At 75.6% G+C, this 16,204-nt stretch carries 12 protein-coding genes and 2 pseudogenes; 11 read left to right on the top strand and 3 right to left on the bottom strand.

The features are described 5' to 3' along the window. Positions 1-97: 97 nt before the first annotated feature. Complete coding sequence (locus tag ACI6QG_RS02080; RefSeq protein ID WP_407022898.1) at positions 98-292, top strand: hypothetical protein; 195 nt, start codon at positions 98-100, stop codon at positions 290-292. An 80-nt stretch (positions 293-372) separates the two neighbouring features. Then, on the top strand, positions 373-807 hold the full coding sequence (locus ACI6QG_RS02085) for a hypothetical protein (RefSeq protein ID WP_407022899.1): 435 nt from the start codon (positions 373-375) through the stop codon (positions 805-807). A gap of 4 nt (positions 808-811) precedes the next feature. Here the strand turns inward: ACI6QG_RS02085 and mtnA are convergent, their stop codons facing one another. The 3 genes and pseudogenes from mtnA to ACI6QG_RS02100 all read right to left on the bottom strand — a co-directional run. Continuing rightward, on the bottom strand, positions 812-1,888 hold the full coding sequence (gene mtnA, locus ACI6QG_RS02090; RefSeq protein WP_407022900.1) for an S-methyl-5-thioribose-1-phosphate isomerase: 1,077 nt from the start codon (positions 1,886-1,888) through the stop codon (positions 812-814). Between the two features lie 27 nt (positions 1,889-1,915). Then, positions 1,916-2,430: pseudogene (locus ACI6QG_RS02095) on the bottom strand (UPF0262 family protein); the annotation flags it as partial. A gap of 50 nt (positions 2,431-2,480) precedes the next feature. Then, positions 2,481-2,915, bottom strand: a pseudogene (locus ACI6QG_RS02100) (DUF983 domain-containing protein); the annotation flags it as partial. On the opposite strand from ACI6QG_RS02100, the gene ACI6QG_RS02105 reads away from it, so the two are divergent. From ACI6QG_RS02105 to ACI6QG_RS02145, 9 genes are read left to right on the top strand one after another with little or no spacing between them, the layout of a single operon-like run. Continuing rightward, entirely contained in the window at positions 2,857-3,513 is a 657-nt protein-coding gene (locus ACI6QG_RS02105; RefSeq protein ID WP_407022901.1) for an aspartate/glutamate racemase family protein, read from the top strand. The pseudogene ACI6QG_RS02100 and the gene ACI6QG_RS02105 overlap by 59 nt on opposite strands. Beyond that, positions 3,510-3,908 (top strand): ketosteroid isomerase-related protein, encoded by a 399-nt coding sequence (locus tag ACI6QG_RS02110; protein WP_407022902.1) that lies wholly within the window; start codon positions 3,510-3,512, stop codon positions 3,906-3,908. The genes ACI6QG_RS02105 and ACI6QG_RS02110 overlap by 4 nt, the downstream gene beginning before the upstream one ends. A 31-nt stretch (positions 3,909-3,939) precedes the next feature. Next, the gene (locus tag ACI6QG_RS02115) at positions 3,940-4,956 is read left to right on the top strand and encodes an AI-2E family transporter (protein ID WP_407022903.1); all 1,017 of its coding nucleotides are present in this window, start codon (positions 3,940-3,942) and stop codon (positions 4,954-4,956) included. Further along, positions 4,953-5,348, top strand: a complete 396-nt coding sequence (locus tag ACI6QG_RS02120; protein ID WP_407022904.1) for a hypothetical protein — start codon at positions 4,953-4,955, stop codon at positions 5,346-5,348. Before ACI6QG_RS02115 ends, ACI6QG_RS02120 begins: the two co-directional genes overlap by 4 nt. A 35-nt stretch (positions 5,349-5,383) precedes the next feature. Further along, positions 5,384-7,822, top strand: coding sequence for a glycogen/starch/alpha-glucan phosphorylase (locus ACI6QG_RS02125; protein ID WP_407022905.1), 2,439 nt, complete (start codon positions 5,384-5,386; stop codon positions 7,820-7,822). Further along, the gene (glgB, locus tag ACI6QG_RS02130) at positions 7,822-9,906 is read left to right on the top strand and encodes a 1,4-alpha-glucan branching protein GlgB (protein ID WP_407022906.1); all 2,085 of its coding nucleotides are present in this window, start codon (positions 7,822-7,824) and stop codon (positions 9,904-9,906) included. The genes ACI6QG_RS02125 and glgB overlap by 1 nt, the downstream gene beginning before the upstream one ends. After that, positions 9,899-11,167, top strand: coding sequence for a glucose-1-phosphate adenylyltransferase (gene glgC, locus ACI6QG_RS02135; RefSeq protein WP_407022907.1), 1,269 nt, complete (start codon positions 9,899-9,901; stop codon positions 11,165-11,167). The genes glgB and glgC overlap by 8 nt, the downstream gene beginning before the upstream one ends. After that, positions 11,164-12,567 carry a glycogen synthase GlgA gene (glgA, locus tag ACI6QG_RS02140; protein ID WP_407022908.1) on the top strand — a complete coding sequence of 468 codons (1,404 nt, stop codon included), beginning with the start codon at positions 11,164-11,166 and terminating at the stop codon, positions 12,565-12,567. The genes glgC and glgA overlap by 4 nt, the downstream gene beginning before the upstream one ends. Beyond that, positions 12,564-16,175: a 4-alpha-glucanotransferase gene (locus ACI6QG_RS02145; RefSeq protein ID WP_407022909.1), complete on the top strand. Its 3,612-nt coding sequence runs from the start codon at positions 12,564-12,566 to the stop codon at positions 16,173-16,175. Before glgA ends, ACI6QG_RS02145 begins: the two co-directional genes overlap by 4 nt. Positions 16,176-16,204: the final 29 nt, after the last annotated feature.

The raw sequence follows: 16,204 nt of genomic DNA on the forward strand, positions 1-16,204 counted from the left end.
GCTTCCATGCATGGCCGCGCCACGCAATGCGCATGGCGCCGCCGCTTTTTCGCCACGCTGCACCCCCATGCTCAAAATTGTCGCAGGAGGTGCTGCCATGCAGCGTATCGGTCTGGTCCTCGTGTTTTCCGGCCTCGCCCTGGTGCTCGGCGCCGTCGGCTTCCTGTTCGCGCAGGGCAGCAGCATCGGCGCGGCCCCGGCCCTGATGGTCACGGTGGCCGGGCTGCTGCTGGCCAGCGGCATGGCCTGCCTGGAGCGTGGCCAGCAGGCCGCCATCCTCGCGCGGGCCTGAACGCCGGGCCGGTGTGACGCAGGTCACTGCGCGCCGCCGGCCAGCGTGCTCCAAGCCCCGCAGGCTCGGAGACGCAGCGCATGACACCTTCCTTCACCCGGGCGCATGACGGCGCGGCTGGCCTCGCGCTGTGCTTCATGGTCCTGTCGGCCCTGTCGCTGCTCGCCGGCTCCTGCATGGGGATCTGGATGGGCGTGGCGCACGACTTCGTCTTCGCCCCCGTCCACGCCCACCTGAACCTGCTCGGCTGGGCCTCCATGGCGCTGTTCGGCCTGGCCTACCGGGCCTGGCCGGCGATGGCGGAGGCGCCGCTGGCGCGGATGCACCTCGCCGTGTCGGGCGCGGGCGCCTTCGTCCTGCCGCTGGGCATCGCCCTGGCGGTGGCGGGCGCGCCGCCGGCGGTTGCCATCCTCGGCGCGCTGCTCTGGACCGCGGGCGCGGCGCTGTTCCTCGGGGGGCTGCTGCGCCTGGTCGCCGCGCCGGCCGGCTCCGCCACCACGGTGCCGGCCGAATAGGGCGTCACGCCTTCTCGGGGTACAGCGCCAGCAGCGCCGCCTCGTTCGCCGCGCAGCGGCCGCGCTCGGTGATCAGCCCGGTCACCAGCCGCGACGGCGTCACGTCGAAGGCCGGGTTGGCGGCGGGGCTGCCCTCGGCCGCCACGCGCACCGTCTCGATCCGCCCATCCGCCGTGCGGCCGGTCAGCTCCGTCACCTCGCTGCCCGCGCGCTCCTCGATCGGGATCTCGGCCACGCCGTCGCGCACCTCCATGTCCAGGGTGGAATGGGGCAGGGCGACCCAGAAGGGCACGCCGTTGTCCTTGGCGGCCAGCGCCTTCAGGTAGGTGCCGATCTTGTTCGCCACGTCGCCGGTGCGGGTGACGCGGTCGGTGCCGACGATGACGATGTCCACCTCGCCGTGCTGCATCAGGTGGCCGCCGGCATTGTCCGCCACCACGGTGTGCGGCACGCCGTGGCCGCCCAGCTCGAAGGCGGTCAGCGCCGCGCCCTGGTTGCGCGGGCGCGTCTCGTCCACCCAGACGTGGACGTCCAGTCCCTTGTCGTGCGCCATGTAGATGGGCGCCAGCGCCGTCCCCCAGTCCACCGTGGCCAGCCAGCCGGCGTTGCAGTGGGTCAGCACGTTCACCTTGCCCTTGCGCGCGGCGATGGCCTCCAGCAGCGGCAGCCCGTTCTCGCCGATGCGCCGGCAGGTCTCGGCGTCGTCGTCGGCGATCTCCGCGGCCTCGGCATAGGCGGCCTCGCGGCGCTCGGCGGGGGGCAGGTTGTGCAGGCGCGAGCGCTGGCGCTCCAGCGCCCAGCGCAGGTTGATGGCGGTGGGGCGCGTCTCGGCCAGGGTGTGCAGCGCCTCGTCCAGCCGCGACGGGTCCTCGCGCATCGCCAGGGCCACGCCGTAGGCCGCCACGGCGCCGATCAGCGGCGCGCCGCGCACCTGCATGGTGCGGATGGCGTGCGCGGCCTCCTCCCAGCTGCGCAGGCGCAGGATGTCCAGCTCCCAGGGCAGCTTGGTCTGGTCGAGGATGCGGACGTCGCCATCCCCCTCAGTCCAGACGCTGCGGTAGGCGGTGCCGTTGAGCTTCATGGTCCCTCGCTTGCCCCAGGCGCCGGGCTAAACCCGGGCGTGCAGCGCCGCCACCAGGGTGAACAGGCGGCGCGCCGTCTCGAAATCCAGGCCGATGCGGCCTTCCAGCCGGGTGATCAGCAGCTCCGCCGCCTCGTTGTGCAGGCCGCGGCGGCCCATGTCGATCGCCTGCACACGCGCGTCCATGGCGCCGGCGTTCACCGCCTCCTCGTGGGTGGCGACCAGCATGTGGTAGTCCTTGATAAGCCGCCGGAACGGCCCGAGCACCAGCACGATGGCGCGCAGCGGCTGGTCGGCGGCGTCGCGGACGTCCAGCACCAGCCGCCCCTCGCGCACCATCAGGTGCAGCGCGAAGGGGCCGGGGCCCATGCCCACCGGGTCGAAGCGGTTGCCGGCCAGCAGGTCCTCCACCGCCTGGCGGCGGTCCGCCTCGGCATAGGCCGAGGGCGGCGGGGGCGCGTCCGGCAGCTCGATGCGGACCAGGCGGCGGTCGGGCATGGGGCTACAGCGTGCCCGCGATGTTCAGCCGCGCCATCAGCCCCACCGTGGCGCCCTTCACCGGCCGCAGCAGCAGCGTGGTCGCCAGGGCGAACAGCGGCAGCACCACCAGGGCGTAGAACATCACCGAGGGTTCGTACGCCTTCTCGGCCCACAGGATGGGCGGGATGAACAGGTGGCCGACGATGAAGATGGTGAAGTAGGGCGGCGCGTCATCCGCCCGCAGGGAGCCCAGCGGCGCCTCGCAGGACTCGCAGCGCTCCACCACGCGCAGGAAGCCGCGGAACACCCGGCCCTGGCCGCAGATGGGGCAGCGGTTGCAGGCGCCGCGCCACAGCGCCTGCCCGAGCGGGGGCCGGGGCCAGGGCGTGCCGGGCGGGGAGGGGGCGTCAGGCATGTTGCGCTGCACAATGCGACCTTTCGGGAGAGCATGGCAAGTTGGGGCGCCGCCTGCCAAGCTTCGGGGCGTGATGGACCGGCGCATCCTCTTCATCAACCCCAACGCGTCGGCGGCCTGCACGGCGGGCATCGCCGAAGCGATCGCCCCCTTCGGGCCGGGGCTGGCGGTCGCCTCCCTGCCCGGCGGGCCGCCGGCCATCGCCTCCTGGCGGGACTGGTTCGCGGTGGCCGAGCCGCTGTGCCGCTTCGTGGCGGCGCATCCGGCGGACGCCTACGTCATCGCCTGCGTCAGCGACCCGGGGCTGGAGGCGGTGCGCGAGGCGACGCCGCGCCCGGTGCTGGGCATGTTCCGCTGCGCGGTGGCGGCGGCGGTGGCGCGGGCCGAGCGCATCGGCGTGCTGGGCTTCACCGCGGCATCCGAGTCGCGGCACCGCCACGTGCTGCGCGCCATGGGGCTGGAGGCGCGGCTGGCGGCGTGGGAGCCGCTGGGCCTGCCGATGGAGGTGCTGACCGACCCCTTCGCCCCCCGCGCGCGCATCGCCGCCGCCGCGCACGCCCTGCGCGGGCGGGGCGCCGAGGTGCTCATCCTCGGCTGCGCCGGGCTGGCCGGCCATGCCGCGCTGGCGGCCGAGGAATCCGGCCTGCCCGTCATCGAGCCCTGCCGCGCCGCCGCCGCCCTGGCCCGGCTTGCGGTGACCGAGGCCGCGGTGGCATCCACCGCCGCATGACCGCCGAAGACGCCATCCGCGCCTACTACGCCGCCTTCAACGCCGGGGACTGGGACAGCATGTGCGCCCTGCTGGCCGAGGACGTGCAGCACGACGTCAACCAGGGCGGGCGCGAGGCCGGGCGCGACGCCTTCCGCGCCTTCCTGCTGCGCATGGCCCGCGCCTATCGCGAGGAGGTGCGCGACCTTGTGGTGATGGCCACGCCCGATGGGGGCCGCGCCGCCGCCGAGTTCACCATCCATGGCATCTACCTGGCCGCCGAGCCCGGCCTGCCGCCGGCGCGCGGCCAGGGCTACATGCTGCCGGTGGGCGCCTTCTTCGCGCTGCGCGACGGTCGGATCACGCGGGTGAGCAACTTCTACAACCTCCGGGAATGGCTGCGGCAGGTGGGCTGAAACCTTGCCGTTCCCGGCGGCTTGGGGCGGCATGGACCTTCCCGACGACGACCGCCGCTTCCTGCGCCGCCTGCTGATGACGGCCGGGCTGGGGGTGTTCCTGCTGCTGCTGTGGGCGGCGCGGGAGGCCATCCTGGTGTCCTTCGCCGCGGTGCTGATCGCCATCCTGCTCGACGGCGCGGCCGGGCAGCTCTGCGCGCGGCTGGGGCTGGGGCGCAAGTGGGCGCTGCTGGCGGCCGGGCTGCTCATCATCGGCGCCGTGGTGGGTGCGGTGGCGCTGGTCGGCTCGCAGATGGCCGCCCAGGTGGCGCAGCTGAGCCAGGCGCTGCCCGGCGCCCTGCAAGGGCTGGAGCAGCGCCTGGGCCTGCGCGTGCCGGAAGAGGCGCGCAGCGTCAGCGAGGGGATGCTGGCGCAGCTGGCCGGGCTGGGGCGGATTGTGATGGACGCGCTGGCCGCCGTGGCGCTGGCCGTGGTGGGCGGCGCCTACCTGGCGCTGGAGCCGGAGCGCTACCGCCGCGGCTTCGTGAAGCTGTTCCCCAAGGCGCTGACGCAGGAGGTGGAGGAGGTGCTGGCCACGCTGGGCCGGGCCCTGCGCCGCTGGCTGCTGGCGACGCTGCTGGCCATGGCCTGCGTGGGCGTCGCCGCCGGGCTGGCCGCCTGGGCGCTCGGCCTGCCGGCGCCGCTGGCCATCGGGCTGTTCGCCGGGCTGATGGAGGTGGTGCCGACGCTGGGCGCCTTCATCGGCGCGGTGCCGGCGCTGCTGGTCGCGGCGTCGCAGGGCGGCGAGGCGCTGCTCTGGACGGCGGGCGCCTTCCTGCTCATCCAGCAACTCGAAAGCAACCTGCTCTCGCCCCTGGTGGGCGAGCGGCTGGTGGACGTGCCGGCCTTCGTGCTGGTGGTGGGGGTGGTGGCGGCCGGCACGGTGTTCGGCCTGCCCGGCGTGGTGCTAGCCGCGCCCATCACCGTGGTGGCGCTGGCCGTGGTGCAGCGCCTGTGGGTGCGCGAGGCGCTGGAGCGCCGCGTGGAGGTGACGGGGGAGCGCGAATGAGCCGCGACATCGCCGGGCGCATCGAGGGCCGCCTGGAGCGGCTGGAACTGGCGCCGGAGCAGGTGGACCGCGCCGTGGGCCTGCCCGCCGGCACGGTGGCCGGGCTGTTGGCCGGCGGGCCGCTGCCGCGCGGCACGCCGCTGCGCCGCCTGGCCGAGGCGCTGGGGGTGGACGAGCACTTCCTGCTGGGGCTCGACCCCGGCGAGGCCATTCCCGCCGAGATGCTGGAGGAGGCCCAGGGCAGCCTGGGCCTGCTGGCGCCCGACGAGGAGGCGCTGCTGCGCAACTACCGCCGGCTGGAGGTGCCGTTGCGCGCCGCCTTCAACCAGATCCTGGCGCGCGCGGCGGGGCCGGAGCCGGTGCCGGCGGCCCCCGTGCGGCGACGCCGCTAGCCCTGGCCACCCGGGCATGCTGCACTGCCGCAGCCATGCCCGATGCCCTTCCCCCCCAGGCCGCCGCCCTGCGCGAGGCCATCCAGCGCAAGCTGACCTTCGACATCGGCAAGAGCATGGCGGGCGCGCAGGAGCGCGACTGGTTCATGGCCACCGCCCTGGCCATCCGCGACCGGGTGGTGGAGCCCTGGCTGGACGACATCCGCGCCACCGCCCTGCCGGGCAGCAAGCAGGTGTACTACCTGTCGCTGGAGTTCCTGGTCGGCCGCCTGCTGCGCGAGAACATGAGCAACCTGGGCCTGCTGGAGGAGGCGCGCGCCGCCCTGGCCGCGCTGGGCGTGGACCCGGTGCGCGTCCTGGGCAGCGAGCCCGACGCGGCGCTGGGCAATGGCGGGCTGGGCCGGCTGGCCGCCTGCTTCATGGAAAGCCTGGCCTCGCTGGGCATCCCCGCCTTCGGCTACGGCATCCGCTACGACCACGGGCTGTTCCGCCAGATCATCCGCGACGGCTGGCAGGAGGAGTTCCCCGAGACCTGGCTGACCTTCCCCAACCCCTGGGAGTTCGCCCGCCCGGAAATCGCCCACCCCATCGGCTTCGGCGGCACGGTGGAGGAGGTGCCGGGCCCGCAGGGCGGCACCCGCCAGCTGTGGATGCCGGCCGAGACGGTGATGGCCGTGGCCTACGACACCCCCATCGTCGGCTGGCGCGGGCGGCACGTGAACACGCTGCGCCTGTGGTCCGCCCGCGCGCAGGACCCGCTGCGCCTGGACGCCTTCAACCGCGGCGACCACATCGGCGCCGTCAGCGAGCGCGCGCGCGCCGAGGCGATCTCGCGCATCCTGTACCCGGCCGACGAGAGCCCGCAGGGGCAGGAGCTGCGGCTGCGGCAGGAGTTCTTCTTCTCCTCCGCCGCGCTGCAGGACCTGCTGCGCCGCCACCTGCGCGCCCATGGCGACCTGCATTCCCTGCCCGACCGGGTGGCGGTGCAGATGAACGACACCCACCCCGCCATCGTGGTGGCGGAGCTGATGCGCATCCTGCTGGACGACCACGGCATGGAGTGGGCCGAGGCGTGGCGCATCACCCAGGGCACCCTGTCCTACACCAACCACACCCTGATGCCCGAGGCGCTGGAATCCTGGCCCGTCGGGCTGATGGAGCGGCTGCTGCCGCGCCACATGCAGATCATCTACCTGATCAACGCGGTGCACCTGGACGCCGTGGCGGCGCGCCACCCCGGCGACGGCCGCCTGCTGGGCAGCGTCTCGCTGATCGAGGAGGAGCACGGGCGGCGCGTGCGCATGGGCCACCTGGCCTTCGTGGGCAGCCACAAGGTCAACGGCGTGGCGGCCCTGCACACCGAGCTGCTGCGCCAGACGGTGTTCCGCGACTTCCACGCGCTGGAGCCGGGCAAGATCGTCAACAAGACCAACGGCGTCACCTTCCGCCGCTGGCTGGTGCAGTGCAACCCGGGGCTGACCGCGCTGCTGCGCGAGGCCATCGGCGACGGCTTCCTGGACGATTCCCTGGCGCTGCGGGCCTTCGAGGCCCATGCGGGCGACGCCGCCGCCCAGCAGCGCTTCGCCGCGGTGAAGCGCGCCAACAAGGAGGCGCTGGCCGCGCTGGTGCAGCGCGAGGTCGGCGTGCGGCTCGACCCGGCGGCGATGTTCGACATCCAGATCAAGCGCATCCACGAGTACAAGCGCCAGCTGCTGAACATCCTGGAGGCGGTGGCGCTGTACCAGGACATGCGCGCCCGCCCGCACCTGCCCTGGGCGCCGCGCGTCAAGCTGTTCGCCGGCAAGGCGGCGGCGAGCTACCACCGCGCCAAGCTCGTCATCAAGCTGGCGCACGACGTGGCCCGCGTGGTCAACCGCGACCCCACGATGCGCGACCGGCTGAAGCTGGTGTTCCTCCCCAACTACAACGTCTCGCTGGCCGAGGTGATGGTGCCGGCCTGCGACCTCAGCGAGCAGATCAGCACCGCGGGCATGGAGGCCTCGGGCACCGGCAATATGAAGCTGGCGCTGAACGGCGCGCTGACGGTCGGCACGCTGGACGGCGCCAACGTCGAGATGCTGGAGCAGGTGGGCGCCGAGCACATGCGCATCTTCGGCCTGACGGCGGAGGAGGTGGCCCGCCACCGGCAGGAGGGCTGGCGCGGCGCGGACGCCATCGCCGCCTCGCCGCGGCTGCAGGGGGTGCTGGCGGCGCTGGATTCCGGCCTGTTCAGCCCCGATGACCCGGCGCGCTACCACGGGCTGGTGAAGTCCCTGCGCGAGCACGATCACTTCCTGGTCACCGCCGATTTCGACGCCTACTGGGAGGCGCAGCGGGCGCTGGACGCGCGCTGGCTGGACCAGGCGGGCTGGACGCGCTCGGCGATGACCAACACGGCGCGCATGGGCTGGTTCTCCTCCGACCGCACCATCCGCGAGTACGCCGAGGGCATCTGGCAGGCGCGGGGCGGCTGATGCCCCTGCCGGCGGAGGAGGTGGCGCTGCTGCTGGCCGGCCGCCACCCGGACCCCTTCGCCGCGCTCGGCCCGCATGGCGGGGAGCACCGCGCCCTGCTGCCCGGCGCGGAGGCCGCCTGGGCGCTGGCCGGCGGCGTCGCGCACCCCCTGGCGCCGCGCGCCCCCGGCTTCTTCGAGGGACCGGCGCCGCCCACCCGCCGCCTGCGCATCCGCTGGCCCGATGCCGGGCAGGAGGTGGAGGACCCCTACGCCTTCGGCCCCGCCCTGGGCGCACTGGACGAGCACCTGCTGCTGGAGGGCACCCACACCGCCCTGCACCGGCGCCTGGGTGCGCACCCAGTCCTGCACGAGGGCGCGGCGGGGCTGCGCTTCGCGGTGTGGGCGCCGCACGCGCGCCGCGTCTCGGTGGTGGGGGGCTGGAACGGCTGGGACGGCCGCCGCCACCCGATGCGCCGCCGCCTGGACAGCGGCGTGTGGGAGATCTTCCTGCCCGGGCTGGCGCCCGGCGAGCCCTACAAGTTCGAGCTGCTGGGCCCCGATGGCCGCCTGCTGCCGCTGAAGGCGGACCCCTTCGCCGCCGCCGCCGAGCTGCGCCCGGCCACCGCCTCCGTCGCCGCCGCGCCGCGCCACGAATGGCGGCACGCGCCGCCGCCGCCCGCCGGCCCCGCCACGCCGCTGAGCATCTACGAGGTCCACGCCCCCTCCTGGAAGCGCCACCCGGATGGCCGCTTCTGGGACTGGGACGAGCTGGCCGCCGGCCTGCTGCCCTACGTGGCCGGCATGGGCTTCACCCATGTCGAGCTGATGCCGGTGATGGAGCACCCGCTGGACGCCTCCTGGGGCTACCAGGTGACGGGGTTCTTCGCCCCCACCGCGCGGCTGGGCGACCCCGCCGGGCTGCGGCGCTTCGTGGACGCCGCGCACGGGCTGGGGCTGGGCGTCATCCTCGACTGGGTGCCGGGGCACTTCCCGCGCGACGCGCACGGGCTGGCGCGCTTCGACGGCGCGCCGCTGTTCGAGCACCCGGACCCCCGGCGCGGCCTCCATCCCGACTGGGGCACCGCGGTGTTCGACCACGGCCGCGCCGAGGTGCGCGCCTTCCTGCGCTCCTCCGCCGCCTTCTGGCTGGAGGATTGCCGGGCGGACGGGCTGCGGGTGGACGCGGTGTCCTCCATGATTCGCCTCGACTACTCGCGCGGGCCGGGGGAATGGGCGCCCAACGCCGATGGCGGCGCCGAGAACGCCGACGCCGTGCGCTTCCTGCACGAGCTGCACGCCGGGCTGCCGCCGGGCAAGCTGTCCATCGCGGAGGAGGCGACGGACCGCCCGGGCGTGACGGCCCCGCCGGAGGAGGGCGGGCTGGGCTTCGGCTTCAAGTGGAACATGGGCTGGATGAACGACACGCTGCGCTACCTGGCGCTCGACCCCGTCCATCGCCGCTGGCACCACGGGCTGGTCACCTTCGGGCTGGTCTATGCCTGGAATGAGCGCTTCGTGCTTCCGCTGAGCCATGACGAGGTGGTGCACGGCAAGGGCTCGCTGCTCGGCCGCATCCCCGGCACCGACGCCGAGCGCTTCGCCACGCTCCGCGCCTTCTACGCCTTCATGTGGGGCCACCCGGGCAAGAAGCTGCTGTTCATGGGCGGCGAGATCGCGCAGTGGCGGGAATGGAGCGAGGCGCGCGAGCTGGACTGGTGGCTGCTGGAGCACGCGCCGCACCGCGGCGTGCAGGAGCTGGTGCGCGAGCTGAACCGCCTGCACCGCGCCCACCCCGCCCTGCACGCGCTGGACTGCGCGCCGGAGGGCTTCGCCTGGATCGAGCCGGACGACGCCGAGCGCTCCGTGTTCTCCTGGCGGCGGCGCGGCGGGGACGGCGTGCCGGAGGTGCTGGTGCTGGTGAACTTCACCCCCGTGCGGCGCGAGGCCGTGCCCATCCCCCCCGGGCGGTGGCGCGTGCTGCTGGACACCGGCGCCGCGCGCTGGGGCGGGGCAGGGGAGGCGGTGGGGCTGTCGGCCGCCGCGGTGGACCTGCCGGGGCTTTGCGCCTTGTATCTGGAGGAGGAGGAGACGGGCGATGCGTGACGGACAAGAGGCGCCGGCCGGCGCACCCCTGGCGCGCACCGCCATGGCCTTCGTGCTGGCCGGCGGCCGCGGCTCGCGCCTGATGGAGCTGACGGACCGGCGCGCCAAGCCGGCGGTGTTCTTCGGCGGCAAGTCGCGCATCGTGGACTTCGCGCTGAGCAACGCCATGAACAGCGGCATCCGCCGCATCGCGGTGGCGACGCAGTACAAGGCGCACAGCCTGATCCGCCACCTGCAGCGCGGCTGGAACTTCCTGCGGCCCGAGCGCAACGAGAGCTTCGACATCCTCCCCGCCTCGCAGCGGGTGAGCGAGACGGCGTGGTACCAGGGCACGGCGGACGCCGTGTTCCAGAACATGGACATCATCGAGGACCTGGCGCCGCGCCACATCGTGCTGCTGGCCGGCGACCACATCTACAAGATGGACTACGAGCGCATGCTGCGCCAGCACGTGGAGGCGGGGGCGGAGGTCACCGTCTCCTGCATCGCGGTGCCGCGGGAGGAGGCGCGGGGCTTCGGCGTGATGGCGGTGGACGGCGCCGGCCGCATCACCGACTTCGTGGAGAAGCCGGCCGACCCGCCCGCCATCCCCGGCCAGCCCGGCCTCGCGCTCGCCTCCATGGGCATCTACGTCTTCGACACGCGCTTCCTGCTGGAGGAGCTGCGGCGCGACGCCGCCGACGCCGCCAGCAGCCACGACTTCGGCAAGGACGTCATCCCCCGGCTGGTGGCGCGCGGCCGCGCCGTGGCGCACCGCTTCGAGCGCTCCTGCGTGCGCTCGGCCAGCGAGACGGCGCCCTACTGGCGCGACGTCGGCACGGTGGACGCCTACTGGGAGGCCAACCTGGACCTGACGGACGTGCTGCCCGCCCTCGACCTCTACGACGCCGAGTGGCCCATCTGGTCCTATGGCGAGGTGACGCCGCCGGCCAAGTTCGTGCACGACCAGGACGGGCGGCGGGGCGAGGCCATCTCCTCCCTCATCTCCGGCGGGTGCATCGTCTCCGGCGCCAGCGCCCGGCGCTCCTTGCTGTTCACCGGGGCGCACCTGCACTCCTTCGCGCGGGTGGAGGAGGCGGTGATCCTGCCGCGGGTGGATGTGGGACGCGGGGCGCGCCTGTCCCGCGTGGTGGTGGACCGCGGCTGCCGCATCCCCGAGGGGCTTGTGGTGGGCGAGGACCCGGCGGCCGACGCCGCCCGCTTCCGCCGCACCGAGAAGGGCGTCACCCTGATCACCCAGGCGATGCTGGACCGGCTGTGAGGGTCCTCGCCGTCGCCTCGGAGGTGTTCCCGCTGGTCAAGACCGGCGGGCTGGCCGACGTGGCGGGCGCCCTGCCGGCGGCCCTGGCGCGCGAGGGCATCGCCGTCACCACCCTGCTGCCCGGCTATCCGGCGGTGATGGCGGCCCTCGCGGGCGGCGAGGCGGCGCTGGCCATCCCCGACCTGTTCGGCGGGCCGGCGCGGCTGCTGCGCGCCGCCCATGCCGGGCTGGACCTGCTGGTGCTGGACGCGCCGCACCTGTTCGCCCGCCCCGGCGGCCCCTATGCCGGGCCGGACGGGCGCGACTGGGGCGACAACCCCCTCCGCTTCGCCGCCTTCGCCGCCGCCGGCGCCCGCGCGGCGCGGGACATGGCCTTCGACGCCGTGCACGCGCATGACTGGCAGGCCGGGCTGCTGCCGGCCTACCTGGCCGCGGCCGGCAGCGGGCCGCGCACCTTGTTCACCGTGCACAACCTGGCCTTCCAGGGGCAGTTCCCGGCGGCGCTGTTTCCCGCCCTGGGCCTGCCGCCCGCCTTCCTGGCCACCGAGGGCGCCGAGTACCATGGCGGCGTGGGCTACCTGAAGGCCGGGCTGTGGTTCGCGGCGCGGCTGTCCACCGTCTCGCCCGGCTACGCCGCCGAGATCACCACGCCGGAGGGCGGCATGGGGCTGGACGGCCTGCTGCGCGGCCGCGCAGCGGTGCTGGAGGGCATCGCCAACGGGCTGGACACCGCGGAATGGGACCCGGCGGCCGACCACCGGCTGCCGGCGCGCTTCGACGCGCGCCGCCTGGGCCGCCGCGCCGCCAACCGCGCCGCCCTGCGCGCCCGCTTCGCCCTGGCCGAGGCCGAGGCGCCCCTCATCGGCTTCGTCGGGCGGCTGTCCTGGCAGAAGGGGGTGGACCTGCTGCTGGCCGCCCTGCCGGTTGACGCGCAGCTCGCGCTGCTGGGCTCCGGCGAGCCGGGGCTGGAGCAGGCGGCGAACGCGCTGGCGGCGGCGAACCCCGGCCGGGTCGGCGTGGTGCTGGGCTATGACGAGGCGCTGGCGCGGCTGGTCTATGCCGGGTGCGACCTGTTCGCCATGCCCTCGCGCTTCGAGCCCTGCGGGCTGGGGCAGCTCTGCGCCCTGCGCTACGGCGCGCCGCCGGTGGTGTCCTTCGCCGGCGGGCTGGCGGACACGGTGGTGAACGCCAACGACGCCGCCCTGGCCATGGAGGCGGGCACCGGCTTCTGCTGCGCCCCCGGCTCGGCCCCGCTGCTGGGGGCGGCGCTGCGCCGGGCCGGCGCCCTGTGGCGCGACGCGCCGGCCTGGGCGGCGCTGCAACGGCGCGGCATGGGGCAGGACCTGTCCTGGGCGCGGCCGGCGCGGCGCTACGCCGCCACGCTGCGCGCCCTGGCGTGAGGCTGGGGCTGGCGCCGGACGGCGGCTGCGCCCTGCCGGCGCCGGGGGCGGAACGCGCCTTCCTGTGCCTGTTCGACGGCGAGGCGGAAGTGGCCCGCCACGAACTGGCCGGGCGCAGGGGCGAGGTGCTGCACGGCCGCGTCCCGCCCCCCGCCCCCGGCACCGCCTACGGCTTCCGCCTGCACGGCCCCGGCTTCGACCCGGAGCGCCTGGTCCTCGACCCCTGGGCGCGCCGGCTGGACAACCCGCTGCGCCGCGCCCCGCCGCTGGCCCGCGCGGTGCTGGAGGCCGACCTGCCGCCGCTGCCCTGGGCGCCGCTGCCCGCCCGTCCGGACTTCATCTACGAGCTGCATGTCGGCCATTTCACCCGCCTGCACCCGGAAGTGCCCCCGGCGCTGCGCGGCACCTTCGCCGCCCTGGCGCACCCGGCCGCCATCGGCCACCTGCGGGGGCTCGGCGTCACCACCGTGGAACTGATGCCCTGCGCCGCCTGGGTGGATGACCGCCACCTGCCCGACGGCATGCACAACATCTGGGGCTACAACCCGGTGGCCCTGCTGGCGCCCGACCCGCGCCTGGCGCCCGGCGGCATGGCGGAGGTGCGCGCGGCCGTCGCCGCCCTGCGCGAGGGCGGCATCGCCGTCATCCTGGACGTGGTGCTGAACCACACCGGCGAGGGCGACGCGCTCGGCCCCGTGCTGTCGCTCAAGGGGCTGGGCGAGGCGCACTGGTACCGCGGCACCAATGAATCCGGCTGCGGCAACGTGCTGGCGGTGGAGAAGCCCTGGCCGCTGCGCCTGGCGATGGACGCGCTGCGCCACTGGGCCGAGGCCGCCGGGGTGGACGGCTTCCGCCTCGACCTCGCCGCCGCGCTGGGCCGGGTGGATGGCGCCTTCCGCGAGGACGCCCCCTTCCTGCTGGCCTGCCGGCAGGACCCGGTGCTGCGCCACCGCCGCTTCATCGCCGAGCCCTGGGACATGGCGGGCCATGCCGGCGGCCGCTTCCCCGCCGGCTGGGGCGAGTGGAACGACCGCTTCCGGGACGACACGCGCCGCTTCTGGCGTGGCGACCCCGGCATGGCCGGCGCCATGGCCACGCGGCTGGCCGGCTCCACCGACCTGTTCCGGGACCGGCCGCTGACCGATTCGGTGAACTACGTCGCCGCGCATGACGGCTTCACCCTGCGCGACCTCGTCACCTTCGCGGCGAAGCGGAACCACGCCAATGGCGAGGGCAACCGCGACGGGCCGGACGAGCCCTCCTGGCAAGGCAGCCCGGCCGACGCCCGGGCGCTGCTGCTGACTCTGTTCGGCGCCCGCGGCACGCCGATGCTGGGCATGGGCGACGAGTCCGGCCGCTCGCAGGGCGGCAACAACAATGCCTGGTGCCAGGACATGCCGCTGCGCTGGCCGCCGGAGGAGCCGGGACTGGCCGCCTTCGTCGCCCGGCTGGCGGCGGCGCGGGCCGCCCACCCGGCCCTGCACGGCGCCGCGCCGCTGACGGCGGCAACCGGGCGCTGGCACCACCCGGAAGGCCCGGCCATCGCCGATGCCGAATGGGCGGGCGCCTCCGCCCTGGTGGCGGTGCTGAGGGACGGCGCCGACCGCTGCGCCGTGGCGCTGAACGCCGGCCCCGCCGCCCGGCCGCTGCGCCTGCCCGCGCCGCGCCCCGGCCACCGCTGGCGCCTGCTGGCTGACAGCGCCGCACCGGACCGCGCCGGCACGCCGCCGGAGGCGCTGCCCGCCCGCGCCGCCCTGCTGCTGGCCGAGGAAGCGCTGCCGCCGCGCGCGCCCGGCGCGCCGGACGGCGCCCTGCTGGCCACCCTGGCCGGGCAGGCCGGCATCGCGCTGCGCTGGCACGCGGTGGATGGCACGCCCCATGCCGTGCCGGAGGCGACGCTGCGCACCGTGCTGGACGCGCTGGGCCTGCGCGCCGAAACCGCCGCCCAGGCGCGCGAGGCCCTGGCGCGGCTGCGTGCCCGCCGCCCGCCGCTGGCGGTGCGGGAAGGCCGGGCGGCGGCGCTGCCGGTGCAGGACACCGGCGCCTTCGTGCTGGCGCTGGAAGGCGGCGGCGAGGTGGCGCTGCGCGGCGGCCCGCCCGTCCTGGCGCTGCCGCCGCTGCCGCCAGGGCGCCACATGCTGCACGGCCCGGGCGGGTCGCGGCCGCTCGTGGCGGCGCCCGCCGCCGCGCATCCGCCGCCGGCCCGCGGCTTCGCCCTGTGCGCCCAGGCCTATGCGCTGCGCGAGGCCGGGGATGCCGGCATCGGCACCTACGGCACCTTCGCGCGCTTCGCCGCGCGGGCGCGCGAGGCCGGGGCGGCCTGGGCCGGCGCCTCGCCCTTCCACGCCCTGCCGCCGGTGACGCGCGGGCGCGCCAGCCCCTACCAGCCCAGCGACCGACGCTTCCTGGAGCCCGCCTTGCTGGAGGTGCCGGGCCTGCCGCCGGGAGATGCGGCGCTGGTGGACTGGCCCGCCGCCTGGGCGGCCCGGCGCGCCGCGCTGTGGGCGCGCTTCCAGGCCGCGCCCGCCGCCCTGCCGGCGGAGCGCAGCCTGCGCCGCTTCGCCGCCTTCTGCGCCATCGCCGAGGCGCAAGGCCACGAGGACTGGCGCCACTGGCCCGCCGCCCTGCGCGACGGCGACGTCGAGCCCTTCATCGCCGCCCACGAGCGGGAGGTCGCCTTCCACGCCTGGCTGCAGGAGGAGTGCGACCGGCAGGTGGCCGCCATCGGCCCCGGCCTATTCCGCGACCTGGCCGTCGGCACCGCCCCCGACGGCGCCGAGGCGTGGTCGGGCGACGTGCCGCTGCTGCGCGGCCTGTCGGTCGGCGCCCCGCCCGACCCGCTGGGGCCGGAGGGGCAGGATTGGGGCATCCCCTGCCCGGACCCGCTGCATCCGGGCCTGCCTGCCGCCTTCGGCGCCCTGCTGCGCGCCAACATGCGGCACGCGGCCGGGCTGCGGGTGGACCACGTGATGGGGGTGCAGCGCCTGTTCGTGCTGCCCGCCGGGGCGCGGGGCAGCGAAGGCTGCTCCCTGGCCATGCCGCGCACGGCGCTGCTGGCCGAGCTGACGCTGGAAAGCGCCCGCCACGCCTGCGCCGTGGTGGGCGAGGATCTGGGCACCGTGCCCGAGGGGCTGCGCCCGGCGCTGGACGCCGCGGGCGTGCTGTCCTTCCGCGTGCTGCGCTTCGAGGAACGCCCGCCGCGCGACTGGTCCGCCGCCGCGGCCGCCGCCGTCACCACCCACGACCTGCCCACCCTGGCCGGCTGGTGGCACGGCGACGACCTGCGCGAGCGCGCCGCGCTGGGCCTGCCGGCCGACGCGGCGGCGCGCGAGGCGGAGAAGGCGGATTGGCTGCGGCGCCTGGACCTGCCCGCCAGCACGCCGTGGTCCGCCGCGCTGGCGGCGCGCTTCCACGCCCATGCCGGCAGCGCGCCGAGCGCCATGCTGCTGGTGCAGGCCGAGGACTTGGCCGGGGCGCGCGTGGCGGTGAACCTGCCCGGCACCGACCGGGAGCGCCCGAACTGGCGCCACCGCCTGCCGGTGCCGCTGGAGGCGCTGCTGGACACCCCCGAGGCCACGGCCATCCTGGACGCGGCGCGGGCGCGCTAGAATGCGGCCTTCAACGGGGCGGCGAGGCG

The sequence above is a fragment of the Sabulicella flocculans genome, from assembly GCF_045449635.1.
In the GTDB taxonomy this organism is placed as follows: Bacteria; Pseudomonadota; Alphaproteobacteria; order Acetobacterales; family Acetobacteraceae; genus Roseococcus.